Below are 24,715 nucleotides of genomic sequence, written 5' to 3'. Positions count from 1 at the left end.
TCAGAATTTCGCACGGAGATTGACACCGAACGACCGCCTTTGGCCGGCCTGTCCGAATGGCAGGGCCGCATCCGGATCGACAACGGTGAAGTATTTTTCGTCGGTGAGGTTTTCCGCAAAAGCAGTTATCTCCCAATTGTCCTTCTTGAAGCCGAGCTGGGCGTTGACGATGAAGCGGGAGTCGATTTCGTACATGCCGCGCGTGCCGAAGCGTGAATTATACTCCGTGGTGTATTTGGCGTCCGCGCCGACATAAACCCCGTTCTCGAACTCATAACGCCCGCCGAAGCCGAGGGTCCATTCCGGCGCTTCAGGGAAGGATTTTCCGGATTGCTCGCCCAGGCCGCCGTGATCGAACTCAAGGAATTTGGTGTTCAGATAACCGATTGAGGCGAAAGCCGAGAACTGGTCGGTCACCTGATAGGTCGGCTCGATTTCAAAACCCCATGCGCGCGATGACGCGGCATTTTCCGTTATGCGATATCCCGGAATGAGAGACGGGGGACGGATTTCGATCTGCTGATCTTCATATTTGGTATAAAAGAGATTGGCATTGAGGGTGAGCCGGTCGTCCAGCAGGGTTCCCTTGTAAGAAAGCTCGTAGCTCTGGGAATATTCCGGTTCGTAGGTCACGAGGGGGAAGGCCGGATCGCTGCGATTGACATAGGAGCCGCCCGAACGGAAACCCTGTGTGTAGGTGAAGCCGACCGTTTGATTTTCGCCGAATTCCCTGGAGAGGCCGATCTTGGGTACGAAATTCAACTCGTCAAAGGATGCGGGTCCCCCGGAAAAGAAGGGATCCATCCCGTAAAAGACGAAGGAATTCAGCTCCGTATTCGTTTCCTCGAGATAGTCCAGACGGCCGCCGGCGGTGATGAACCAGCTCGGTGCGAACTCATAGGTCGCCTCGCCGAAGGCGGCGAGGTTTGAGGTTTTGCGGTTCTGCTGGTCGTCGAGCTGTGCGGGCATGGGTATGCCCGGCACTTCCGCGACAAAACGCGACCAGCCGTCGAAGACCTGATGGCTGCCGAAAAGGCCGGCGACCCACTTCCACCGTTCTCCTTCGTAGTTCAGGCGAAATTCCTGGGTGAATATCGAATCGTCGTCCGTACCCCAGATGCCGGTGACCAGGCCGGGCGTGCCCGCATCGACGGAGCGGCGTGTGTTTATGCCGTATTGAAAGCCGGTCTGGGAGGTGAACCGCAGGCTGGAGGAGAAATCATGGGTGATTTCGAGACCGACATTATGGACCTCGGTCCAGCGGAATTCCGTATAGGTATCGGGATTGTTGTTGAAGTCGCCGCGCCCGTCATAGAGGCCGACCAGCCGGTCATTCGGGCGATCCTTCGAATAGGCGTAGGTCAGAAGGGCGCGCGTATCCGGCATCTCGGAAGGGGTTATGAGCACCTTCGCGCGAATGTTGCGGCTGATATCCGTGGTCAGGTCGTCATAACCGGCGTAGTCTCTGAAATTCGAATAGGAAACATCCGAACGGGAACGCTCGAAGGCACCGGAAATGCGCAGCGCCACCTGATCCTCGACGACAGGCGTATTGACGACGAAGCCGGAGCCGACCCGGTTATTGTTGCCGACGGTGCCGGACAGTTCCAGCTCCTTGTCGAAGGTCGGATCCTTCGACTTGATATAGATTGCGCCCGACATGGCGGCGCGGCCGGAGAGCGTCGATTGCGGGCCACGATAGACCTCGACCTGCTCGACGTCCCAGAGGCTTCTCGCACCGAAACGGGCATTGTAACGGGTCTGGAGAATGCCATCCACGTAAAGCGATCCGACCGGCGCCCCGCCGGGGACGAAGCCCTCGGAACTCATGCCGCGAATGACGAAGCCGGCATTGACCGTCGCGCTGTCGAGCACGTTGGCAAGCCGCCGGTAAGCGTCCTGCGTATATCTGATCTGGCCATCCTCGATTGCCTTGGCGGTGACGATGCCGACGCTCGCCGTCGTGTTGTTCAACGTCGTCGCGTCGCGCGCGCCGTAAATGGTGATGGCATCCAGCACCGTCGTGCCGTCCTGTGCGGTGCCTGCGGCCGAAAGGCCGGGGCCGCTCCACAGGGTCACCCGGTTGCTGCCGGCAAAGCGTGCATTGACATTGGTGCCTGCCAGCACTGCGTTCAGCGCCTTTTCGGGGGTGAGGGTGCCGCTGACTCCGGCGGTTCTCTTGCCTGCGGCAACAGATGCGTCGAAGAGAATCTGCAATCCCGTCTGTGCGGCAAGGCTGTTCAATGCCGGGGTAAGGGGTCCGGCAGGCACCGAGATTGTGCGTTCCGCCGATTGTGCCCTCGCCGCACTCACCATTGCCGGTATTGCCGGGCTCATGGCAATGGCAGTGCCAGCCAGAAGCGCCGCCCGCAGGCCCGCCTTGGCCCCACGCGAGACGGAAATTGTCTTACTCATCAAAACCCCCAAATCCTACGGTATTCGACACGCCGCAGCCCACCATCAAGCGTGGGTGAAACGCCCGCTTGTGAGGTAGACGTTTGGTTTTGGGGATTTGGGACGTTCGGCCAAAGAAAAATTTGCGGATCGTGAAATGGTTGGCGACCGCTTATCCGAAGGACGGCTTCTTCCGTTTTGACGAGGGCCTGTATCGAACCATGTCAGCCTGCGAGCATTTCTTTCAGGCAGAGTGTAATAAGATTGTGGTCTTCGACGTCAGGCAGTCCGCTGACGCCCACCGAGCCAATCAGTGTGCCTCCGCGGATGATGAGGGGAAATCCACCACCGCTGGCGACGAAATCGCTGACCGGCAGGCCGAACTTTGCGTTGAAGTCGTATCCCTTTCGCTCGGCTTCGAGCCGAACCTGAAGCGAACTGCGATGAAAACGATAAACGACCGCGCATTTGCGGCGTGTCCATCCAAAATTGTCGATAGTCGCACCCGGCAGCAGGCTGGCGAACACCACGTCGGCGCCGTGCCTTATCTCGATTGCGACGGGAAGCGCCTGTGCCGCTGCCCGCAGTCTTATCAGGCTGCCCAGCTTCCAGGCGAAGTCATAGTTGAAGGTGTTGAGCTGAAGGGCTGCTAGCTCTGCCCGCAGAGCGTCAAGCGAAGGCGTTTCGGTGGTCATTCATTGCTCCGGAATAAGGGTTGATCGTTTACCGACCGTAGGCGTTGGCCGGTAAACTACGATCCATTAGGGCGGAAGGGCAAGCGTCGCTGTTCCGGCTTGGCCGAACGCTGCCGGCCTTCGCGTTCGCCGGCATTGCAAACTCGACCCACCTCGCTCCTGCTGAGAAGAAATAATAGCGTATTTTGGAACGTTCCATCTTTCAATGGCAATCATGCCGAAACTTCATAGGGTTTCTGAAAATCATGGAAACCAAAAGAGATCATAATATCATTGAAATTAAAACATTATTGGCGATTTTAGACGGAGCCTTTCGTAGTTTTCGACTTTGCTACGGCGATGTCACTTGACAAAATTGGAACGTTCCAATTAATTACCCCTCGATCTTGATGGACGGCCTAGGAGGATTCAATGACTGGCGGACGGGTGACCGTTATAGATATCGCGCAGGCCGCAGGCGTGTCGAAATCGACAGTCTCGCTGGTGCTGCGGGGTTCGCCGCTCGTCAATGAGGGGACCCGGGCCAAGGTCAATGCGGCGATGCGCGAGCTTGGTTATGTCTATAACCGCGGCGCCGCGAACCTGCGCCAGACCAGCGCGAAATCGAAAATCATCGGTGTCGTCGTCAACGATCTGACGAACAGCTTCTTTGCGGAACTTGCCGTGGGCGTCGACACGGTCGTGCAATCGGCCGGCTATGTGCAGTTTCTTGCCAATACCAGCGAAAGCATCGACCGGCAGCGCGAGGTGATTGCCTCGATGCGGGAGCACGGCATCTCCGGGCTGATCGTATCGCCCGCCCGAGCGACCGATCCGCTCGACTTCAAGCCGCTGATTGCCGCCGGCATTCCCGTCGTGGTCGTTGTCCGCAGCCTGCCCGGTGCGAAAGTGTCGTCGGTTGCATCGGACAATCAGTCCGGCATGGCGCAGGCGGGTGGCCATCTTGCCCCGCTCGGCCCCTCCCGCCTCGCCCTCCTGGGCGGGTTTCCCGTACGGCGGGCTTCCATGAGCGGGTCGGCGGTTTTCGTGACGCCTTGGCTGTCGCCGGTCTGCCTTTTCAGGAGACGGCCGTTGTTCCCTGCGCGCCTTCGCGTGCCGGCGGTGTCGAGGCGATCGGGCGCGTGCTCGAAGCAAGCGATCCGGTCACGGCCGCCGTCTGCTTCAACGATGCCGTGGCTTTTGGCGTTTGCGACGGGTTACGTGCCCGGCACATGGAGGCAGGACGGGATTTCGCGGTTGTCGGCTTTGACGATGTTATCGAAGCCAAGACGACGGTTCCCGCTCTGACCACAATTGCTGTCGACCCCCAGGGGATCGGCAGACGGGCGGCACAGCTGCTTCTCAAACAGATCAATTCGGAGAAAGCCGATGCGGAGGCCGTGACAACGGCGGTTCGGCTCGTTGTGCGGGAGAGTTGCGGAGCGCAACGAAATGAAGTCGGGAGGACATTGGCATGACGGTGCGTTGGGGATTGATCGGCGCAAGCACGATTGCCCGCGAGTGGGTGATCGACGCGATCAGAAAAACCGGCGGTGAGGTTGTTTCCGTTTTGAGTTCCAACCCTGTTCGCGGGGCGGAATATGCGGCGGCAAACGGCATCCCGAACGTCGCGTCCGATCTGGCCTCGCTTCTTGCCGATCCGGCCATCGATGCGGTTTACATTTCGACGACGAATGATCTGCATTGCGAGCAGGCCCTTGCCGCTGCCAGAGCGGGAAAACACATTCTTTGCGAAAAGCCTTTGGCCCTGTCGCTCGAAGAGGCTCATGCGATGGCGAACGCGGCCCGCGAGGCAAACGTCGTTCTGGCGACAAATCATCATCTCCGCAATGCGCCCACTCACCGTGCGATGCGCGATGCAATCGCCGCCGGCAGGATCGGAACGCCGCTGAGCGCGCGCGTCTTTCATGCGGTTTACCTGCCGCCGCATCTGCAGGGCTGGCGGCTGGACAAGCCATCTGCGGGCGGCGGTGTCATCCTCGACATCACCGTGCACGACGTCGACACGCTTCGCTTTGTGCTCGGTGTCGATCCGGTCGAAGTCATCGCTTTTTCTCAGGCCGGCGGCATGAGCCGGGAGGGGCTTGAAGACGCTGTGATGGGTGTCATTCGTTTCGAAAACGGCCTTATCGCGCAGTTCCACGATGGCTTCACGACCAGATATGCCGAGACCGGTTTCGAGGTTCATGGCACCGAAGGCTCCCTGATCGCCAGAAATGTGATGACCCAGAAGTCGGTCGGTACTGTCGTGCTGCGTACCGAGGCTGGCGAGCAAGAAATCAAAACAGGTTCCGACAACCTCTATGAGGTCGCGCTCGAAGCGTTTCACTCGGCCATCACGGGCGGCAAACCTTCTGCGACTGCTGAAGACGGCATCTGGTCGCTGGCGACCGGGCTTGCCGTCGTCGAAGCTTCAAAAAGCGGAACCGCTGTTCGGGTCAAAACAGGAATCGAGAGCCGGTCATGAAAAAACACATCACTCCAGCGCAGGCAGCGGATCTCATTCCAGACGGCGCGATCGTTTCCGTTTCGTCGTCCAGCGGTCTGGGCTGCCCCGATCTGATGTTGAAGGCGATCGGTGACCGCTTCGATGCAACCGGACATCCGAAGAACATCACGACGCTTCATCCGATTGCCGCCGGTGATATGAGCGGTATCAAGGGCGTCGATCACATTGCTAAGAAGGGCCTGCTGAAGCGGATCATCGGCGGTTCATATCCGTCCGGTCCATCCAGCGCCGAGCCGCCGCTGATCTGGCAGATGATCACCGCCGATGAAATTCCGGCCTATAATATCCCATCCGGCATCATCTTCGACATGCATCGCGAGGCGGCGGCAAAGCGTCCGGGTGTCCTTACGAAGATCGGCCTCGATACCTTTGTCGATCCGGCCCGCCAAGGCTGCGCGATGAATGCTTCGGCAGCGGCCGAGCCGGTCGTCAAGCGCGTCACTTTCGAGGGTGAGGACTGGCTCTATTTTCCGGCGATCATTCCGCAGGTGACGATCATTCGCGCGACGACTGCCGATGAGCGCGGCAATCTCTCCTACGAACATGAGGGCGCTTATCTCGGAGGTCTAGATCAGGCGCTGGCCGCCCGAAACAATGGCGGCATCATCATTGCGCAGGTAAAGCGCATCACCAAGCAAGGCTCGCTCAAACCGCACGATGTGCGGGTGCCCGGCATGCTGGTGGATTACGTCGTGGTCGATCCCGATCAAAAGCAGACGACACAGACGGCCTATGATCCGGCGATTTCGGGAGAGGTCTTCCATCCGCTCGATTCATTCGAGGTGCCGGAATTCAATATCCAGAAAGTGATTGCCCGTCGCGTGGCTCAGGAGCTTGAGGCTGGCAGCTGCGTCAATCTCGGTTTCGGCATTTCCGCGAATGTGCCGAGAATTCTGCTGGAAGAAGGTCTGCATGGCTCGGTGACCTGGGTAATCGAGCAGGGGGCGGTCGGCGGCGTTCCCCTGCTGGATTTCGCATTCGGCTGCGCCTCGAACGCCGACGCCTATATGCCGTCGCCCTATCAGTTCACCTATTTTCAGGGCGCGGGCTTTGATGCATCGTTGTTGTCATTTCTCGAAATAGGCAAAGACGGTTCCGTCAACGTCTCGAAGCTTTCCTTCCGTCCACATGTGACCGCCGGGGCCGGAGGTTTTGTCGACATCACGGCGCGGGCGCGGAAAATCGTCTTTTCCGGCATGTTCAATGCGGGCGCAAAGCTGTCGATCAATGACGGCAAGCTGGTTGTCGAAAAAGAAGGAAAGCTCAAGAAGCTCGTCAATGAAGTCGAGCACGTGACCTTCTCCGGCCGCAGGGCGATCGAGCAGGGTCAGGACATCACCTATGTCACCGAACGCTGCGTGATGAAGCTGACGCGGCAAGGCGTCGTGTTGACCGAGATTGCGCCGGGCATCGATTTGCAGACCCAGATCCTCGATCAGTCCGAGTTCGAACTCATCGTTGCCGACGATCTCAAGGTGATGGACGCTTCGCTTTTTGCCGAAGCCAATATCGGCCTTGCGCTTCCGACAAAAAGCGCCCGCGTGCTGGAGGGAACCTTCTATGGCTAATGGCACGGTTCGCATCGAGATCGACGGGCATATTGCGATCATGACGGTGTCGCGGCCGGAAAAACGCAATGCGCTCGATCTGGGTATGCTCGGCGCGCTGATGGCGTCCGCCGATGAGGTCGAGGCGAACAGCGCGGTCCGTGTGGCGATACTGACGGGCGAGGGGCAGGGCTTTTCGGCCGGTGGCGATATCAAGGCATGGGGCGGCATGCAGCCTCAGGAATTTGGCCACGCTTGGGTTCGCCACGGTCACCGGGTTTTCGAACGTCTCGCGACCTTGCGGGTGCCGTTGATCGCCGCGTTGAACGGCCATGCGCTTGGCGGCGGCCTTGAACTGGCGGGTATCGCCGACATTCGCATTGCCGAAGAGCAGATCAAGATTGGTTTGCCGGAAACCAGCCTCGGAATGGTGCCGGGCTGGTCGGGCACGCAGCGGCTGGTCAAGCGGTTCGGCGCCCAGCCCGTGCGCCGGATGGCGCTTGGGGGCGAGGTGTTCAGCGCGCAGGAGGCCCTTGCGCTTGGAATTGTCGATGCCGTCACCACAACAGGCAATGCTCTGATCGCTGCGAAAGACTATGCGGAGCGCGTTGCCGCGCGTGGTCCGGCCGCGTCCGAGATCGTCAAACTGATGATCGCTTCGGCAAGCGGTGAAGACAATGGCACGGCGGTCGAAGCATTGGGTTCCATCCTGGCTGCCAAGACCGGCGACCTGAAAGAAGGCGTGGCGGCATTTAGCGCAAAGCGCCCGGCAATATTCAACGGAGAATGGTGATGACGGTTCTGATCAATCCGAAAATGCTGAGTGACCGGACGGCCAGAGATTTCAAGATGTTCATCGACGGCCACTGGGTCGAAGGCAATGTCGATCCGATCGAGCGGATAGCACCCGGCCATGGCTCCGTCGTCAGCCGTTTTCAAGCTGGAACCAAGGCCGATGCGGAACGGGCGATAGCGGCCGCGCGCACCGCTTTCGATACCGGGCCATGGCCCCGCATGACGGCCTCCGAGCGCTCGGCTATTCTGTTGAAGGCTGCGGACCTCATCGCCGCGCGATCCGAAGAACTTGCCTATCTGGACGCCGTCGAGGCCGGAAAGCCGATTACGCAGGTGCGCGGTGAAATCGCCGGTTCCGTCGATATTTGGCGTTATGCCGCCGCCCTCGCCAGAGATTTGCATGGCGAGAGCTACAACACACTCGGTGACGGCACGCTCGGCGTTGTCCTGCGCGAAGCGATCGGGGTCGTATCGATCATCACACCGTGGAATTTCCCTTTCCTGATCGTCGGTCAGAAACTGCCTTTTGCGCTGGCGGCGGGCTGCACCACGGTTGTCAAGCCCTCGGAACTCAGTTCCGGCTCGACGCTTGTTCTCGGTGAAATCCTGCAGGAAGCGGGTGTCCCGAAGGGTGTCGTCAATATCGTGACGGGAACCGGTGCCGAGGTCGGTTCGATCATGACCTCGCATCCGTCCGTCGATATGGTTTCTTTCACAGGTTCCACGGGCGTCGGCAAGCTGACCATGGTCAATGCCGCGCAGACCCTTAAGAAGGTCTCGCTGGAACTGGGCGGCAAGAACCCGCAGATCGTATTTCCGGACGCCGATCTCGATGCATTCATCGACGCGGCTGTCTTCGGGGCCTATTTTAATGCCGGCGAGTGCTGCAATGCCGGGTCGCGCCTCATTCTTCACAAAAGCATCGCGGCGGACGTGGTCAAACGCGTCGGCGAACTTGCCAGAAATGTCAAGGTGGGCGATCCTCTGGATCCGACGACACAGGTCGGCGCGATCATTACGCCTCAGCATCTTGAAAAAATCTCCGGTTACGTCTCAGATGCGAAAAACAGCGGCGCACAGATCGCTCATGGGGGAGAAAAACTGGACTTGGGAATGGGGCAGTTCATGTCGCCTACCATTCTTTCCGACGTCACGCCTGGAATGGCGGTTGCGCGTGAAGAGGTTTTCGGACCGGTCCTTTCGGTTCTGACCTTTGAGACAACCGCAGAAGCCATCGAGATTGCCAACTCTGTCGATTACGGCCTGTCCGCAGGCGTCTGGAGCCGCGATTTCGATACGTGCCTGACGATCGGACGCCGCGTGCGGGCCGGTACGGTGTGGATGAACACTTTCATGGATGGCGCGAGCGAGTTGCCGTTCGGAGGTTACAAGCAGTCCGGCCTCGGCCGGGAACTCGGCCGCCATGCGGTCGAGGACTATACGGAAACAAAGACCCTGAACATGCATATCGGCGGCCGAACCAGCTGGTGGATGCCGCGGACTGAAAAACCGGCGTAGATCATAGAATTAGAGCGGGATTTCAGGCGAAGACCGCACACACTTTTCGCCATCCCGCTCTAGCCGGTTAGACTGACTGCGTCCGAGGAGGACGGGTGACGGGGCGGGGTATTCCTCGCTTTAATTTGCGACAATGGGAGGAACATATGCGCAAATTTCTGACAGGCACTGCATTGGCAGTGTCCATGATGGCCGGCGCCGCACAGGCGACGGAGAGTGTTGAAGTCCTGCATTGGTGGACGTCCGGCGGCGAGGCTGCCGCGCTCGACGTCCTCAAGAAGGACCTAGAGGCGAAGAATATTTCCTGGACTGATATGCCTGTCGCCGGCGGCGGCGGCACGGAAGCGATGACGGTGCTGCGCGCCCGCGTTACCGCCGGCAACGCGCCGACCGCCGTCCAGATGCTCGGTTTCGACATTCAGGACTGGGCGAAAGAAGGCGCTCTCGGCAATCTCGATGAACTGGCGGCCAAGGATGGCTGGGACAAGGTCATTCCGAAAGCCCTGCAGCGCTTCTCGAAATATGACGGCCACTGGATTGCCGCACCCGTGAATGTGCATTCGACCAACTGGATGTGGATCAACAAGGCGGCGCTCGACAAGGCCGGCGGCAAGGAGCCCAAGAACTGGGACGAACTGATCGCCATGCTCGACAACTTCAAGGCGCAGGGCATCACGCCTATCGCCGCCGGTGGACAGCCATGGCAGGACGCAACGATCTTCGACGCGGTCGTGCTGTCGCTCGGCACGGATTTCTACAAGCAGGCGTTCATCGACCTCGACCCGGCAGCACTTGGCGGCGAGAAGATGAAGACCGCTTTCGAGCGCATGACGAAGCTTCGCTCCTACGTGGATGACAACTTCTCCGGTCGTGACTGGAACCTTGCTTCCGCCATGGTCATCGAAGGCAAGGCCGGCGTTCAGTTCATGGGCGACTGGGCGAAGGGTGAATTCGTCAAGGCGAAGAAGGTGCCGGGCACGGACTTTGTCTGCGTCCGTTATCCTGAAACGCAGGGTGCGGTGACCTTTAACTCCGACCAGTTCGCCATGTTCAAGGTCGCTGCCGACAAGGTGCCAGCGCAGATGGAAATGGCGGCGGCAATCGAAAGCCCGACCTTCCAGTCGGCATTCAATGTCGTCAAGGGTTCGGCTCCGGCCCGGTCCGACGTGTCGAATGAGGCCTTTGACGCCTGCGGCAAGAAGGCGATTGCCGACCTTGCCGAGGCTGACAAGAGCGGCAAGCTCTTCGGCTCGATGGCCCACGGTCACGCCAACCCGGCTGCCGTCAAGAACGCGATCTATGACGTCGTTACCCGTGAGTTCAACGGCGAACTGACGCCGGATGAAGCAATCGTCGAACTGCCGGCTGCCGTCGCAGCCGCAAAGTAAACGTGGAAAAATGCGGTGGGGGCACCCCCCACCGCACCAATGCTCGCATGAAATCGCAGTCGAACCGGTCCGGGCGCCTTGCAGGCAGCCTGTCGTCTTCGGCTACCCAACTGACGGAAACGGCAAGCGTCGGGCGCTGTTTCAAGGATCAAGGATATCTGTGCGATGACTGGTCGTAGTCGACTTCAGGAGCTGTTACCGAAGCTTGTTCTGGCTCCAAGCTTCGTCGTCATTGTCATTTTCGTATACGGCTTCATCGCCTATACGGGCTTCCTGTCGTTGACGGACAGTAAGATGCTGCCCTCCTACAATTTCGTCGGGCTTCTGAATTACCAGCGGCTCTGGGCGCTTCCACACTGGTGGCGGGCGATCAGCAACCTCGCGATCTTCGCGTCGCTTTACATCATCATCTGCTCGGTTCTCGGCCTGTTTCTGGCGATCCTACTGGACCAGAAAATCCGAGGCGAAGGTTTCCTGCGGCCGATCTATCTTTATCCCATGGCGCTGTCTTTCATCGTCACGGGAACGGCGTGGAAATGGTTTCTCGACCCCGGCATCGGCCTGCAGAACACCATGCATCTGTGGGGATGGGAAAGCTTCCAGTTTGCGTGGATCAAGGACCGCAACTACGCCATCTACTGCGTGGTGATCGCAGCGGTCTGGCAGTCCTCGGGCTTTGTTATGGCGATGTTTCTGGCCGGCCTTCGCGGTGTCGACAATGAAATCATCAAGGCGGCCCAGATCGACGGCGCTTCGACCGTCATGACCTACCGCCGAATCATTATTCCCCTGATGCGCCCGGTCTTCCTGTCCGCATTCGTCGTTCTCGCTCACCTCGCAATCAAAGCCTATGACCTTGTGGTCGCGTTGACCGGCGGCGGGCCGGGGCAGGCGACCGAGCTGCCGGCGACATTCATGTATTCCTACACATTCACGCGCAATTCCATGGGCATTGGCGCCTCCTCGGCGATCATCATGCTCATCATGATCTTCTCGATCATCGTGCCCTATCTCTATTCGGAAATTCGCGGAGGGAAACGCTGATGAGCGGCGCTCCAAACCAACAAAATGCAATCAGCCACGGCCATCTGACGCGCGGACTGATCTATCTGGCGCTTATATTCTTCGCCATCTACTACATGCTGCCGCTCTACGTAATGGCGGTCAATTCGCTGAAACCGCTGGACGAAATCCGGCAGGGCGGCATGTTGAATCTGCCGCAGGTGTGGACGATTGAGCCATGGCTCTCCGCCTGGTCCACGGCGCAGATCGGCGTTCAGCCGACAGGTCTCAAGCCCTTTTTCATCAATTCAATCCTGATGGTCGTTCCGGCTGTCGCGATCTCCACCATCGTTGGCGCGCTGAACGGTTATGTTTTGACCAAGTGGAGCTTTCGCGGTTCGAATGTCTTCTTCGGGCTGCTGCTGCTTTCATGCTTCATCCCGTTCCAGATCGTGCTGATTCCCATGGCACGCATCCTCGGCACGCTGGGTCTCGCCGGTTCGATCTGGGGCCTGATCATGGTGCATGTGATCTATGGCCTCGGCTTCACCACGCTCTATTTCCGCAATTACTATGAAGCTTTCCCGACGGAACTTGTCCGGGCAGCCCAGATCGACGGTGCGAGTTTCTTCCAGATTTTCCGCCGCATCCTGCTGCCGTCATCGGGACCGATCATCGTGGTCTCGGTCATCTGGCAGTTCACCAATATCTGGAACGACTTCCTGTTCGGCGCCTCGTTTTCGGGTGCGTCTTCGACCCCGATGACGGTGGCGCTCAACAATCTCGTGTCCTCGTCCACGGGGGTCAAGGAATACAACGTCCATTTCGCGGGCGCGATCCTGGCCGCCCTCCCAACCCTCATCGTTTACATCGTCTCCGGCCGCTATTTCGTACGGGGTCTCATGTCCGGCGCTGTGAAAGGATAAATCATGTCGTTTCTCGAAATCTCTCATCTGCGCAAGTCCTATGGCGCGCTGGAAATTCTAAAGGACATCAATATCGAAATCGAGGAGGGCGGTTTTCTGGTGCTTGTCGGGCCTTCCGGCTGCGGCAAATCCACCCTGCTCAACACGATTGCCGGTCTGGAGCCCATCACATCAGGCACGATCTCGATCAACGGGCGCAACGTTGCCGGTCTGCCGCCGTCGCAGCGCGACATCGCGATGGTTTTCCAGTCCTACGCACTTTACCCCAACATGACCGTCGCCGGGAACATCGCCTTTGGAATGGAGATCCGCAAGGTTCCGAAGGAAGAGCGCGAGAAGGCGATCAGGCAGGTTGCCGATATTCTCCAGATCGGCCATCTCCTCGACCGTAAGCCGAGCCAATTGTCGGGCGGCCAACGGCAGCGCGTCGCCATGGGGCGTGCGCTGGTGCGCAATCCGCAGGTCTTTCTTTTCGATGAGCCGCTATCCAACCTCGACGCCAAGCTGCGCGTCGATATGCGAACCGAGATCAAGCGGCTTCACCAGCGCATGAAGACCACGATCGTCTATGTGACCCACGACCAGATCGAGGCGATGACGCTGGCGACGAAGATCGCGGTGCTGAAGGACGGCGTTCTGCAGCAATTCGGATCGCCCGCCGAGATTTACAACAATCCGGCAAACATGTTCGTCGCCGATTTCATGGGCTCGCCCGCCATGAACCTTTTAACCGGCACCATCGAGCAGGATGCGTCCGGACTATCCGTTTCCCTTGCGAGACCCGATGGCGAGCCGATGCGTCTTCCCGTCGCGGCCGGCAAGGAGGCGCTGGCGTCCCATGCGGGCCGGCAGGTCATTTTCGGCATTCGACCCGAGGCTTTGACAGACCCGGAAGGGGCGGACCGGAACGCCAGAACGCTTGCCGAGGGAGAATGCCACATCGAGGTCGTGGAACCGGCCGGATCGGATACATTCGCCGTCACCAAGCTCGGCGGCAAGGAGGTCGTTGCCCGCCTGCGCGCCGATGCCCGCATTCACGCCGGCCAGAACGCCCGTCTTGCCTTCAACCTCGACAAGGCCGTGTTCTTCGATCCGACGAGCCAGGTGCGTATCGCCTGAAATATTTGGTAACAGCATGATGAACAGTCCAGACATTGTCATTATCGGCTCCGGTATCGGCGGCGCGACGATTGCCGCCGGGCTTGCGGCGACAGGTGCCCACATCCTGATCCTTGAAGCCGGCGATTACATCGCCGACAGCCCGGTCAATCGCGACCAGCGCGCCATCTTTCAAAAGGGCCATTTTCGCCCCAAGGAGAGCTGGTACGAGGCCAATGGCGCTGCGTTCAATCCCGGCAATTATTACAATGTCGGCGGAAATTCGAAATTCTACGGCGCGGTGCTGTCCCGTTATCGCAAGGAAGATTTCAGCGAGATCAGGCACAGGGAAGGCGTTTCGCCCGCCTGGCCGTTCGCTTACGAGGAGCTGGAACCCTGGTACAGCAAGGCGGAGGCAATGTATCAGGTTCGCGGCGAGCTGGGCGCGGACCCGACCGAACCCGAACATTCCGCCGCATATTCATTTTCTCCCGTTGCGGACGAGCCACCGGTGGCGGATGTGCGGGCGCGCCTGAAGGCGAAGGGTTTGCATCCGATCTCCCTGCCCTTGGCCATCGATATCGAAAAATGGCTCTTGAAAGGTCGGACGCCGTGGGATGCCCATCCGAATTCTCGCGATGGCAAGATGGATGCGGAGACCGCGGCACTTCTCAAAGCCCTTGAATACCCGAACGTCAAAATCGAAACATCCGCGAGAGTAACCAGACTTGAGGCCGGCGCGAGCGGCCGCATTGAGCGCGTCCATTATGAACAGCACGGCGAAGCCCGCTCGGTTACGGCAAAACTGGTGATCCTGTCTGCGGGAGCCGTGCAGTCGGCCGTGCTGCTGCTCCGCTCGGTGGATGAACGATATCCGAAGGGTCTTGCGAATTCCTCCGATCAGGTCGGGCGAAACTTCATGAACCACAATTCGTCGGCTGTAGTTGCCGTGTCGCCAAGCTTCCGCAACACGGCCGTCTATCAAAAGACATTCGGCTTCAATGATTTCTATCTGTCTGACGGTGAGGGCGGGCCGCCTCTTGGCAACGTCCAACTGCTCGGCAAGATTTCTCCGGCGATCTTGAAGGGGGCAATGCCCCGCGTGCCGGAATGGCTGCTCCGAAAACTGACCGGGCACGCGATCGATTTCTACGCGATGAGCGAAGACATTCCTCATCCCGACAGCCGGATAACGGTTGACGGAAATCGCATCGTCCTTCACTGGCGGCGAACCAACTGGGACGCTCATCTGGCGCTGGTTGCGAAACTGAAAGGCATCCTCAAATCGATCGGTTTCCCGATCGTCTTGTCGAAACCTTTCGATAAACGCACGCCATCGCATCAGTGCGGCACGATCCGCATGGGCAACGACCCGGCGGCTGCACCGCTCGACCCCTTCTGCCGTTCCTATGACCACCGCAACCTTTTCGTTGTCGATGCCAGCTTTCTGCCGACGTCGGCAGCCGTCAATCCGGCGCTCACCATTGCGAGCCAGGCGCTGAGGGTTGCCCATCATATCTCGACGGAGGACCTCGCCCCGTGAGGCTGACGCCCCCGCATTTCATGGCCGCGATGCCGCTTTATGCCGATGGCGGCCATCAGATTACTCAAGTGTAACAGGATAGTTCGATGCGTTTCGACTATATTATCACCGGTGCCGGCCCCGCAGGATGTGTGCTTGCAAACCGTTTGAGCGAAGACCCCGATGTCAACGTCCTGCTGCTCGAAGCCGGTGGAGGGGACTGGAATCCGCTTTTCCACATGCCGGCCGGTTTTGCCAAAATGACCAAAGGCGTGGCGAGCTGGGGTTGGGAGACGGTGCCGCAAAAGCACATGAAGGGCAGGGTGTTGCGGTACACCCAGGCCAAGGTGCTGGGCGGCGGCTCATCGATCAATGCCCAGCTTTATACGCGCGGCAATGCGGCCGATTACGACACATGGGTCTCCGAGGATGGCTGCGACGGCTGGAGCTATCGCGACATCCTGCCCTATTACAAGCGGGCGGAAGACAATCAGCGTTTTGCCGACGATTATCATTCCTATGGCGGACCACTTGGCGTCTCGATGCCGGTTTCGGCCCTGCCTATCTGCGATGCCTATATCAGGGCCGGCCAGGAACTTGGCATACCCTATAATCACGATTTCAACGGCCGGCAGCAGGCCGGCGTCGGCTTTTATCAGCTCACCCAGCGCAACCGCCGAAGATCTTCGGCATCACTCGCCTACCTCAACCCGATCCGTCATCGCAAAAACCTGACGATCAAACTCGGTGCACGCGTCTCCCGCATCGTTCTGGAAGGACAACGCGCCATCGGCGTTGAGGTGGTCGGAAAATCCGGTTCGGAAATCATCCGCGCCGAACGGGAAGTTCTCGTCTCTTCCGGCGCGATCGGCTCCCCCAAGCTCCTGCAGCAATCGGGTATCGGCCCGGCGGACCATCTGAAATCCGTGGGCGTGAAGGTGCTGCATGACCTGCCCGGCGTCGGCTCGAACCTTCAGGATCATCTCGATCTTTTCGTGATTGCCGAATGCACCGGCGACCATACCTATGACGGCGTCGCCAAGCTTCATCGGACGATATGGGCAGGGCTTGAGTATATTCTGTTCCGTACCGGCCCGGTTGCCTCCTCGCTGTTTGAAACGGGCGGTTTCTGGTATGCGGACCCGGACGCGCGCTCGCCGGATATCCAGTTCCATCTGGGATTGGGGTCGGGTATCGAGGCGGGCGTGGAGCGACTGAAAAACGCCGGGGTCACGCTGAATTCCGCCTATCTTCATCCCAGATCGCGCGGAACCGTGCGGCTGTCATCCTCCGATCCGGCTGCCGCGCCGTTGATCGATCCCAATTACTGGTCCGATCCGCATGACCGGAAGATGTCGCTGGAAGGTCTCAAGATCGCCCGCGAGATATTCCAGCAGGCGGCATTGAAGCCATACATCATGGCGGAACGTCTTCCCGGCCCCAAGGTCATGACGGATGATGAGCTTTTCGACTACGGCTGCGCGAACGCCAAGACCGATCACCATCCTGTCGGCACCTGCAAGATGGGCAACGGGCCGGAATCCGTCGTCGGCCTTGATCTCAAGGTACACGGTCTTGAAGGGCTGCGCGTCTGCGATTCCTCCGTCATGCCGCGTGTCCCCTCGTGCAACACCAATGCGCCGACGATCATGGTCGGAGAGAAAGGTGCGGACCTGATAAGAGGACTTGGGCCCCTTGCGCCTGCGATTTTCTCGCACGAACGCAATGAAACGCGTCCAAGGGCGCGAGCGCAGGTTCGGTAGTCATTCCGCGATCAGGCGGTCCTGATGCGAACCTAAGACAAAGCCTGAAAGGCAACACGAGGAGTAAAACGCTCATGGACGCGACCGTCCCGCAGCATATTCTTGACGCGCTCACGGATGTGAACATGCCGCGTTTGCCGAATGCGCCCGGCCCCAGGGAAATGATCGTGCTCGGCGGCATCGATGTTCCGGTTCATCGGGCTGGCTGTGTCGTTGTCGGCTCCGGTGCTGCCGGGCTGCGGGCCGCGGTGGAAATGAAGCGGCGCGGCGATGACGTCGTCATCCTCAGCCAGAGCGCGTGGGGCGGGACATCCGCCTGTTCCGGATCGGACAAACAAACGCTCCACACCGCGAACACGGCTGATCAGGGCGACAACTTCAAGGCGATGGCGCGCGCTATCCGCAGCGGTGGCGCCATGGACGAGGACACCGCCTATGTCGAGGCGGTCGGCTCCGCGCGCATGATGGCCTCGCTGCAATTCCTTGGGCTGCCCTTGCCGCAGGACCCGCTGGGCGGGACGCTGAGATATCAGACCGACCACGACGAAGTCGGCCGCGCGACCAGCTGCGGTCCGAGGACATCGCGGTTGATGGTCAAGGTGCTTGCGGATGAAGCGATCCGTCTGGATATCCCGTTTCACAATCATACCACCGTCGTCAAAATATTGACCGAAGGTTTGAGGCACGAAAGACGGGTCGTCGGCGTTCTCGCCATGCAGCCTCATGAGCGCAGCGACACCAATCCGTTCGGGATCGCTCTGTTCGTGTGTGCGGTGATCGTCCTTGCAGCCGGAGGACCGGGTGAACTTTATCGCGACAGCGTCTATCCCAATGGCTGCTTCGGCTCTCTGGGGCTGGCGCTGGAGGCAGGGATAGACCTCGTAAACCTCACGGAAAGTCAGTTCGGCATCGGCACGCGGCGGGAGGGGTTCCCCTGGAATCTATCAGGAACTTATGTTCAGGCCATTCCTCACATTTATTCGCTGGATGCCGAGGGCAAAGAGCACCATTTTCTGGCGGACTACTATCGCAATACGCAGGAAATGGCCTCCAACATTTTCCGAAAGGGCTACCAATGGCCCTTCCATTCGACCCGTATGCTCGATTTCGGCTCAAGTCTGGTCGACCTTGCGATCTTCCGCGAGTCGGCGGCCGGGCGACGGGTCTTTATGGACTTCAATCGCAATCCGCTGGCGGTGCCCGGCGATCTTCCGTTCAGCCTTGACCGTCTCGACGCAGACGTCAGCAGCTACATCGAAAACGCCGGGGCGATGACGGAACTACCCATCAACCGGTTGCGGCATATGAACCCGCTCGCGATCGAACTCTACCGGCGCTACAAGATCGACATCGCCAGCGAGCCGCTGGAATTTGCGGTGAACAACCAGCACATGAACGGCGGCATCATGGTCGATACCTGGGGGCGGACCAACCTGACGGGCTGCTATTCCGTCGGCGAGGCCGCAGGTACGCATGGTGTGACACGGCCGGGCGGTGCGGCGCTGAATGCCGGACAGGTGTTCGGCACACGCGCGGCCGAACACATCGGCGCAAGTCGCCGCGCGAAATCCCCGTCATCGGCAAATATTGAGGCGGCTGCGTTAACGGGCATCAATGACCTTCTCGCCATTCTGAAGGAGGATAGTCGCCTGTCCGCCAAGAACATCCGCACCGAAATCCAGTCCCGCATGAGTGATAAGGCGGGGATGATATGCGATGCCGAAAGCGTTTCGCAGGCGCTTGCCGGGGCGCGTTCGCTCAATGCGACGATCCGCTCGAACGGGATTGCTTACGGACGGGCTGCCGAGGCGGTTCGCGCCGTTCAGTGGCAACAGATGGCGATTGCGTCCGAGGCCGTGCTCACGGCGTTGGATTACTTCATTCGCGATGGCGGCGGCAGCCGAGGCGCACGCGCGATCTGCGATGCTGACGGTGAACTGGTTCCGAACGTTAATGCGGGACCCTTGCATCAATTCCGCTTTCGCAGGGAGAAAGACGATCATCGAAGCGAGCAGATCGTCGTCAGGCTCGAAGGTAAGGATATGGCGATATCGACGCGTCCCAACCGCGTCTTCGATGAAAGCCAGAAATCCTTCTTTGAACGGGACTGGCCCGCCTGGCTCACCGGACGCATCTATGATCTCGGCGAAAGAGAAGGATGCGCCGAAGACTGAATTCGTTTTGAATTATGTCCGGGCGGGACCCCTTCACGCCTTCGATACGGTCGATCAGCACCCTGTCCTCGCGCTCGCAAACCAAGCGCCTTTCGAGAGAAAAATGAAGAAGCGGATCAGCCTCTGCCCGTGGAGGTGTTTTCCTCATGGCTGGCCAGTTTGCCAATTCGAGGAGCCCCCGGCGGGATTGTCTTCGAAGGACCGGCGTCGCCCCCCGGTCACGCCGACGGCGCGCATCTAATTTCCCTAATTTAAAGAACAGGCGACAAAGGCGCCCGGATTTGATAAATTGCAATTTAGCCGGTTGCGGTTTGACGCGCAGATAAAGTCTCCAGGCGTTTCCACGCCGCCAGCCGGATCATGGCGCAGGAGGAGAAGTGCTATGACGGCATTCCATGTCATGGCCGGTGCGACCGGTGAATTTACTCGCCCCGAAGTCCGCAAGATTGGTTTCGCGGATATTGTCGATGCATTGAAGTTGGGACTTGATGACTTCAAAGAGAAGCCGTCCCATTATGTCTTTCTCTGTCTTATGTATCCGATTGCGGGTGTTTTTCTGGTCATGTGGAGTTCCGGCGCCAATCTGCTGCCGCTGATTTATCCCTTGATGTCAGGTTTTGCGCTGATCGGTCCGATCGCGGCCATCGGTCTTTATGAAATCAGCCGCCGACGCGAGCAGGGGTTGGATAGCTCCTGGCGTCATGCGCTGGAGGTTCGACACTCTCCGGCCCTGCCGTCGATTATCGCGGTCGCCGTCATGCTGTTCGTGCTTTTCGCCCTCTGGCTGATTGTTGCGCAGTACCTCTACACCACGACGTTCGATGCGGCCGGTCCGGCTTCACTCTCAACCTTTCTGTCAGACGTGCTGACCACCCCGGAGGGACTTTCTCTGATAATCTGGGGGAATCTTGCCGGTTTCGTTTTCGCGGTCATTGTGCTGGCGACAACGGTGGTGGCGTTCCCGCTGATGCTTGACCGGGATGTCGGCGCAGTCGCGGCGGTGGATGCGAGCATACGCGCCACGCTCGCCAATCCGGTTCCAGTTGCGCTTTGGGGGTTGATCGTCGCGGCGCTGCTCGTCGTCGGTACAATCCCGGTTTTCGTCGGCCTTGCAGTCATCATGCCCATCCTCGGACATGCAACCTGGCACCTCTACCGGAAATTGATCGTCCCCGTTTATCCAAACCGTATGCCTTGAACCCATAACGGAAATCTAGCTGTCGATCATCCTTCCCGCCGTTGCGGCTCTCCTGAGGGAGCCGTTGCGGCCGGGATGGCGATGGAGCGCGTGAGGATGCCATGTCGTATCGTTTTCTTGCCATCTGTCTGCTTTTCGCCACGACCCTTCCGCTTGATGCGCACGCACAGGAGGGGGACGCTGCCGCCGGCGCCACCGTTTTCAAAAAATGCGGCATTTGTCATGTCGCCGAAACCGACCAGAACAAGGTCGGACCTTCACTGAACGGCCTGTTCGGCAGAGCCGCCGGCACCCATCCGGATTTCGCCTATTCGCAGGCGATGCAGGATGCGGGCAAGGCCGGGCTGGTATGGGACGAGACATCATTTCGCGATTATCTGCACGACCCCAAGGCGAAGGTGAAGGGCACAAAAATGGCCTTTGTCGGGGTGAAGGACGACACCGACATCACCAATCTCATCGCCTATCTGAAGCAATACTCCAAGTAGCGAAATGATGCGAGCTGAAGAGCTGTTTCTCGCCGGGGTGGATCGGCAGGATAGGGCCGAATGAGGGGCGAACTGCTGCTGTTGCCGCAATTGCTCGCCCGAACTGTTCATGAGATAATGCTAATACGTTTCGCGATAGGATTGTAGAAATAGTCGCGGCCGTGTCAGGGGAGGAGACGATGGCTGTCGTTGTGGTTCTCGTTCTGCTGGTGGTGGGATCGATCGTATTCCACCTGCTGAGCCCTTGGTGGTGGACGCCGATTGCCTCCAACTGGAGCTATATCGACAATACGATCATCATCACCTTCTGGATCACCGGTTTCGTTTTTTCGGCCATCGTGTTGTTCGTCGCCTATTGCGTGTTCCGTTTCAGGCATCGCACGGGAAACCGGGCGGCATACCAGCCTGAAAACAAGCGCCTGGAGGGGTGGCTTGCTGGAGGAACCGGGGTCGGGGTGGCTGCCATGCTCCTGCCGGGCCTCTTCGTGTGGAACCAGTTCGTGACCGTGCCTGATGGCGCCAGCGAGGTGGAAGTCGTCGGTCAGCAATGGCAATGGAGTTTCCGGCTGCCCGGCGCGGACGGCCGGCTCGGACGGGCCGGCACGCGCGCCATTGCGCCGGACAATCCGCTCGGTTTGAACAGAAACGACCCCGCCGGAATGGACGATGTCATCGTTGAAGGCGGCGAGTTGCATTTACCCGCCGGCAGGCCGGTGAAGATGCTGCTGCGCGCGGTTGACGTGGTGCATGATTTCTACGTGCCGGAGTTCCGGGCCAAGATGGACATGATCCCCGGTTCGGTCACCTATTACTGGTTCACCCCGACGCGGACAGGAACCTTCGAGGTTCTCTGCGCGGAATTGTGCGGCGTCGGCCATCCGCAGATGCGCGGCACCGTCGTTGTCGATACCGAGGCTGACTATCAGGCCTGGCTACAGCAGCAACCGACTTTCTCGAAATCGCTGGCTTTGGCGGAAAAGTCGGCAGCCAGATGAGCGCCATGCGTCGTTGAAGGGAAAAGCCGCGTCGGAGGAAACAGGGAGGACGGAAGATGGTCGAGATTGGATCCGGCGCGGGGCAGGTCATCCAGCCCGCTGAGGTCGAGGATGTCGAGCTTTATCACCCGAAAAGCTGGTGGACGAAATATGTCTTCAGCCAGGATGCCAAGATCATCGCCATTCAATATTTCCTGACCGCGACGGCAATCGGCATGGTGGCGCTGGTGCTATCCTGGCTGATGCGCCTGCAACTCGGCTTTCCCGGTTATTTCTCTTTCATCGACGCGGAACATTATTACCAGTTCATCACCATGCACGGCATGATCATGGTGATCTATCTGCTCACCGCGCTGTTTCTCGGCGGTTTCGGCAATTATCTGATCCCGCTAATGCTCGGCGCGCGCGACATGGTTTTCCCCTATGCGAACATGCTGAGCTACTGGCTCTATCTTCTCGCGGTCATCGTCTTGGTCGCCGGTTTCTTCGCGCCCGGCGGGCCGACGGGTGCGGGCTGGACCCTTTATCCGCCGCAGGCGCTGCTGTCGGGAACGCCGGGCGGGCGCGACTGGGGCATCATCCTGATGTTGACCTCGCTGATCCTTTTCATCATCGGCTTTACCCTGGGCGGGCTGAATTACGTCGTCCCCGTGCTCCAAGGGCGCACGCGCGGCATGACGCTGATGCGCATGCCCCTGACGATATGGGGCATATTCACGGCAACCGCCATGGCGCTGCTCGCCTTCCCGGCGCTTCTCGTTGCCGCCGTCATGATGTTGTTCGACCGACTGCTCGGCACGAGCTTCTTCATGCCCGCCATCGTCGAGATGGGTGAACAGCTGAAACAGGAGGGCGGCAGTCCCATCCTCTTCCAGCATCTGTTCTGGTTCTTCGGCCATCCGGAAGTCTATATCGTGGCACTTCCGGCCTTCGGCATCGTCTCGGATCTCATCAGCACCCATGCACGCAAGAACATCTTCGGTTACCGGATGATGGTCTGGGCGATCGTCATCATCGCGGCGCTGAGCTTCGTCGTCTGGGCGCATCATATGTATGTCAGCGGCATGAACCCGAATTTCGGCTTCTTTTTCGCGACCACGACGCTGATCATCGCCGTGCCGACGGCGATCAAGGTCTATAACTGGGTGCTGACGCTCTGGCGCGGCGATATCCATCTGAACTTGCCGATGCTGTTTGCGCTCGCCTTCATAGTCACATTCATCAATGGCGGATTGACCGGTCTTTTCCTAGGCAATGTCGTCGTAGACGTTCCGCTTTCGGATACGATGTTCGTCGTCGCGCATTTCCATATGGTGATGGGGGTCGCACCGATCATGGTGATTTTCGGCGCGATCCACCATTGGTATCCCAAAGTCACGGGACGCATGCTGAACGTGGCGATGGGGCATATCCACTTCTGGATCACCTTTCTCGGCGCTTACGCTATCTTCTTCCCGATGCATTATCTCGGCCTGATGGGCGTGCCACGCCGCTATTACGAACTGGGCGAGGCCGCTTTCATTCCACCCTCGGCACACACCCTGAACATGTTCATCTCCGTTGCAGCACTGGTCGTTGGCGCCGCACAACTGCTGTTCCTGTTCAATCTCGCCTGGAGCCTTCGCTGGGGCAAACAGGCGGGTGGCAATCCGTGGCGGGCGACGACACTGGAATGGCAAACGCCGCAGACCCCGCCGGTTCATGGAAACTGGGGCAAGGAGCTGCCGGTCGTCTATCGCTGGCCTTATGACTACAGCGTGCCCGGCGCGGATGAGGACTTCTTGCCGCAAAACCAGCCGGCTGCGGCCGGGCCGTCGGAGAGGGCCCTGTCATGATCGCCATTCTCATCTTCATGGCGGGTATTGCCGGCATCATCGCCTGGTGGATGGCGGGGCAGCGGCTCACTTCAAAGCCATGGCTGGAGGTGGGGGTGGCAGGCGATGCGCCGCAGATGCAGGGATCGTCGGCGACAATAGCGAAACTCGGGCTCGGCATTTTTCTGGGTGTCGTCGGAGCGCTGTTCACGCTGCTTATCAGCGCCTATCTCGGCCGCATGGGTGGCGCGGACTGGTGGGGCATCCCCGTTCCCGGGCTGTTATGGGCCAATACTGCGGCGCTCGCCGCCAGCAGTCTGGCGCTGCAACGGGCGAAAACCGAAGCCGGCGCCGGTCGCCGCGACAGGCTGAATATGGCTCTCGCGGCAGCCTTTGCGACGGCCGTTCTCTTCGTCGCCGGGCAGTTTCTGGCGTGGTGGCAACTTACCTCCGCAGGCTATGTGCTGGCGGATAACCCATCCAACAGCTTCTTTTACATGATCACCGGGCTGCACGGCCTGCATATAGTGGGCGGGCTCTGTGTGCTTGGACGCACCGCAATCCGCGCCCGCAGCGGACCCCTGTCGGCAAGGATGCGCCTGAGCGTGGAGCTGTGCGCCATCTACTGGCATTTCATGCTGGTGGTGTGGCTGATCCTTTTTGCGCTCTTTGCCGGCTGGGCGAATAGTTTTGTCGATCTATGCCGTCAATTGGTCAGCTAGAGCGGCGGGAGATGAAACGGGGCGGGCGCCGCTCTAAGTTTTATCTAAGCATCAGATTTTCCGGACGCTACGCACTTTTACTGGAAATCCTCTAAGGAGTGGGTGTGGCAAGCGCATCCCAACGGAGGGTACACACCGACGACGCCGCCTACCATAAATCTACTATG

At 59.4% G+C, this 24,715-nt stretch carries 18 protein-coding genes and 1 pseudogene; 17 read left to right on the top strand and 2 right to left on the bottom strand.

Annotated features, from left to right (window positions below; translation table 11 throughout):
* Both ASB65_RS14250 and ASB65_RS14245 read right to left on the bottom strand, forming a co-directional pair.
* On the bottom strand, window positions 1-2,415 hold the full coding sequence (locus ASB65_RS14250) for a TonB-dependent receptor domain-containing protein (RefSeq protein ID WP_060724350.1): 2,415 nt from the start codon (window positions 2,413-2,415) through the stop codon (window positions 1-3).
* 203 nt (window positions 2,416-2,618) lie between these two features.
* On the bottom strand, window positions 2,619-3,089 hold the full coding sequence (locus ASB65_RS14245) for a heme-degrading domain-containing protein (protein ID WP_060724349.1): 471 nt from the start codon (window positions 3,087-3,089) through the stop codon (window positions 2,619-2,621).
* A gap of 411 nt (window positions 3,090-3,500) precedes the next feature.
* Between ASB65_RS14245 and ASB65_RS14240 the strand changes: the two are divergent.
* The 17 genes and pseudogenes from ASB65_RS14240 to ASB65_RS14160 all read left to right on the top strand — a co-directional run bounded on the left by ASB65_RS14240 (window position 3,501) and on the right by ASB65_RS14160 (window position 24,548).
* Window positions 3,501-4,546: pseudogene (locus ASB65_RS14240) on the top strand (LacI family DNA-binding transcriptional regulator).
* Window positions 4,543-5,556 carry a Gfo/Idh/MocA family protein gene (locus ASB65_RS14235; RefSeq protein WP_060724348.1) on the top strand — a complete coding sequence of 338 codons (1,014 nt, stop codon included), beginning with the start codon at window positions 4,543-4,545 and terminating at the stop codon, window positions 5,554-5,556. The pseudogene ASB65_RS14240 and the gene ASB65_RS14235 overlap by 4 nt, the downstream one beginning before the upstream one ends.
* Window positions 5,553-7,166, top strand: coding sequence for an acyl CoA:acetate/3-ketoacid CoA transferase (locus tag ASB65_RS14230; protein ID WP_060724347.1), 1,614 nt, complete (start codon window positions 5,553-5,555; stop codon window positions 7,164-7,166). Before ASB65_RS14235 ends, ASB65_RS14230 begins: the two co-directional genes overlap by 4 nt.
* Entirely contained in the window at window positions 7,159-7,938 is a 780-nt protein-coding gene (locus ASB65_RS14225; protein ID WP_060724346.1) for an enoyl-CoA hydratase/isomerase family protein, read from the top strand. Before ASB65_RS14230 ends, ASB65_RS14225 begins: the two co-directional genes overlap by 8 nt.
* On the top strand, window positions 7,938-9,458 hold the full coding sequence (locus ASB65_RS14220; RefSeq protein WP_174014784.1) for an aldehyde dehydrogenase family protein: 1,521 nt from the start codon (window positions 7,938-7,940) through the stop codon (window positions 9,456-9,458). The genes ASB65_RS14225 and ASB65_RS14220 overlap by 1 nt, the downstream gene beginning before the upstream one ends.
* A 146-nt stretch (window positions 9,459-9,604) precedes the next feature.
* Window positions 9,605-10,846, top strand: a complete 1,242-nt coding sequence (locus tag ASB65_RS14215) for an ABC transporter substrate-binding protein (RefSeq protein ID WP_060724344.1) — start codon at window positions 9,605-9,607, stop codon at window positions 10,844-10,846.
* 165 nt (window positions 10,847-11,011) lie between these two features.
* Window positions 11,012-11,890 carry a carbohydrate ABC transporter permease gene (locus ASB65_RS14210; protein WP_060724343.1) on the top strand — a complete coding sequence of 293 codons (879 nt, stop codon included), beginning with the start codon at window positions 11,012-11,014 and terminating at the stop codon, window positions 11,888-11,890.
* The gene (locus ASB65_RS14205) at window positions 11,890-12,774 is read left to right on the top strand and encodes a carbohydrate ABC transporter permease (RefSeq protein WP_060724342.1); all 885 of its coding nucleotides are present in this window, start codon (window positions 11,890-11,892) and stop codon (window positions 12,772-12,774) included. The genes ASB65_RS14210 and ASB65_RS14205 overlap by 1 nt, the downstream gene beginning before the upstream one ends.
* Window positions 12,775-12,777: 3 nt before the next feature.
* Entirely contained in the window at window positions 12,778-13,893 is a 1,116-nt protein-coding gene (locus ASB65_RS14200; protein ID WP_003504339.1) for an ABC transporter ATP-binding protein, read from the top strand.
* Window positions 13,894-13,909: 16 nt separating this feature from the next.
* Window positions 13,910-15,415, top strand: a complete 1,506-nt coding sequence (locus tag ASB65_RS14195) for a GMC oxidoreductase (protein ID WP_060724341.1) — start codon at window positions 13,910-13,912, stop codon at window positions 15,413-15,415.
* A gap of 86 nt (window positions 15,416-15,501) precedes the next feature.
* Entirely contained in the window at window positions 15,502-17,157 is a 1,656-nt protein-coding gene (locus ASB65_RS14190; protein WP_060724340.1) for a GMC family oxidoreductase, read from the top strand.
* Window positions 17,158-17,231: 74 nt separating this feature from the next.
* Window positions 17,232-19,331, top strand: coding sequence for an FAD-binding protein (locus ASB65_RS14185; RefSeq protein ID WP_060724339.1), 2,100 nt, complete (start codon window positions 17,232-17,234; stop codon window positions 19,329-19,331).
* Between the two features lie 382 nt (window positions 19,332-19,713).
* Window positions 19,714-20,529 carry a DUF2189 domain-containing protein gene (locus ASB65_RS14180; RefSeq protein WP_060724338.1) on the top strand — a complete coding sequence of 272 codons (816 nt, stop codon included), beginning with the start codon at window positions 19,714-19,716 and terminating at the stop codon, window positions 20,527-20,529.
* Window positions 20,530-20,630: 101 nt separating this feature from the next.
* Window positions 20,631-21,017, top strand: a complete 387-nt coding sequence (locus ASB65_RS14175) for a c-type cytochrome (RefSeq protein WP_060724337.1) — start codon at window positions 20,631-20,633, stop codon at window positions 21,015-21,017.
* Between the two features lie 179 nt (window positions 21,018-21,196).
* Window positions 21,197-22,012, top strand: a complete 816-nt coding sequence (locus ASB65_RS14170) for a cytochrome c oxidase subunit II (protein WP_060724336.1) — start codon at window positions 21,197-21,199, stop codon at window positions 22,010-22,012.
* Window positions 22,013-22,068: 56 nt separating this feature from the next.
* Window positions 22,069-23,847: a cbb3-type cytochrome c oxidase subunit I gene (locus ASB65_RS14165; RefSeq protein ID WP_060724335.1), complete on the top strand. Its 1,779-nt coding sequence runs from the start codon at window positions 22,069-22,071 to the stop codon at window positions 23,845-23,847.
* On the top strand, window positions 23,844-24,548 hold the full coding sequence (locus ASB65_RS14160; protein WP_060724334.1) for a cytochrome c oxidase subunit 3: 705 nt from the start codon (window positions 23,844-23,846) through the stop codon (window positions 24,546-24,548). The genes ASB65_RS14165 and ASB65_RS14160 overlap by 4 nt, the downstream gene beginning before the upstream one ends.
* The last annotated feature ends 167 nt before the right edge of the window (window positions 24,549-24,715 follow it).

This window comes from Agrobacterium tumefaciens str. B6, assembly GCF_001541315.1.
Lineage (GTDB): Bacteria > Pseudomonadota > Alphaproteobacteria > Rhizobiales > Rhizobiaceae > Agrobacterium > Agrobacterium radiobacter.
The sequence above is the reverse complement of the archived record's forward strand: the minus strand, read 5'-3'. Positions and strand labels throughout refer to the sequence as shown.

What these genes read in the sequence shown, in the direction of transcription:
- ASB65_RS14160 (WP_060724334.1), top strand. Translation starts at nt 23,844, where the DNA reads ATGATCGCCATTCTCATCTTCATGGCGGGTATTGCCGGCATCATCGCC.
- ASB65_RS14180 (WP_060724338.1), top strand. Translation starts at nt 19,714, where the DNA reads ATGACGGCATTCCATGTCATGGCCGGTGCGACCGGTGAATTTACTCGC.
- ASB65_RS14220 (WP_174014784.1), top strand. Translation starts at nt 7,938, where the DNA reads ATGACGGTTCTGATCAATCCGAAAATGCTGAGTGACCGGACGGCCAGA.
- ASB65_RS14210 (WP_060724343.1), top strand. Translation starts at nt 11,012, where the DNA reads ATGACTGGTCGTAGTCGACTTCAGGAGCTGTTACCGAAGCTTGTTCTG.
- ASB65_RS14195 (WP_060724341.1), top strand. Translation starts at nt 13,910, where the DNA reads ATGATGAACAGTCCAGACATTGTCATTATCGGCTCCGGTATCGGCGGC.
- ASB65_RS14205 (WP_060724342.1), top strand. Translation starts at nt 11,890, where the DNA reads ATGAGCGGCGCTCCAAACCAACAAAATGCAATCAGCCACGGCCATCTG.
- ASB65_RS14165 (WP_060724335.1), top strand. Translation starts at nt 22,069, where the DNA reads ATGGTCGAGATTGGATCCGGCGCGGGGCAGGTCATCCAGCCCGCTGAG.
- ASB65_RS14250 (WP_060724350.1), bottom strand. Translation starts at nt 2,415, where the DNA reads ATGAGTAAGACAATTTCCGTCTCGCGTGGGGCCAAGGCGGGCCTGCGG.
- ASB65_RS14200 (WP_003504339.1), top strand. Translation starts at nt 12,778, where the DNA reads ATGTCGTTTCTCGAAATCTCTCATCTGCGCAAGTCCTATGGCGCGCTG.
- ASB65_RS14175 (WP_060724337.1), top strand. Translation starts at nt 20,631, where the DNA reads ATGTCGTATCGTTTTCTTGCCATCTGTCTGCTTTTCGCCACGACCCTT.
- ASB65_RS14170 (WP_060724336.1), top strand. Translation starts at nt 21,197, where the DNA reads ATGGCTGTCGTTGTGGTTCTCGTTCTGCTGGTGGTGGGATCGATCGTA.
- ASB65_RS14185 (WP_060724339.1), top strand. Translation starts at nt 17,232, where the DNA reads ATGGACGCGACCGTCCCGCAGCATATTCTTGACGCGCTCACGGATGTG.
- ASB65_RS14235 (WP_060724348.1), top strand. Translation starts at nt 4,543, where the DNA reads ATGACGGTGCGTTGGGGATTGATCGGCGCAAGCACGATTGCCCGCGAG.
- ASB65_RS14225 (WP_060724346.1), top strand. Translation starts at nt 7,159, where the DNA reads ATGGCTAATGGCACGGTTCGCATCGAGATCGACGGGCATATTGCGATC.
- ASB65_RS14215 (WP_060724344.1), top strand. Translation starts at nt 9,605, where the DNA reads ATGCGCAAATTTCTGACAGGCACTGCATTGGCAGTGTCCATGATGGCC.
- ASB65_RS14230 (WP_060724347.1), top strand. Translation starts at nt 5,553, where the DNA reads ATGAAAAAACACATCACTCCAGCGCAGGCAGCGGATCTCATTCCAGAC.
- ASB65_RS14190 (WP_060724340.1), top strand. Translation starts at nt 15,502, where the DNA reads ATGCGTTTCGACTATATTATCACCGGTGCCGGCCCCGCAGGATGTGTG.
- ASB65_RS14245 (WP_060724349.1), bottom strand. Translation starts at nt 3,089, where the DNA reads ATGACCACCGAAACGCCTTCGCTTGACGCTCTGCGGGCAGAGCTAGCA.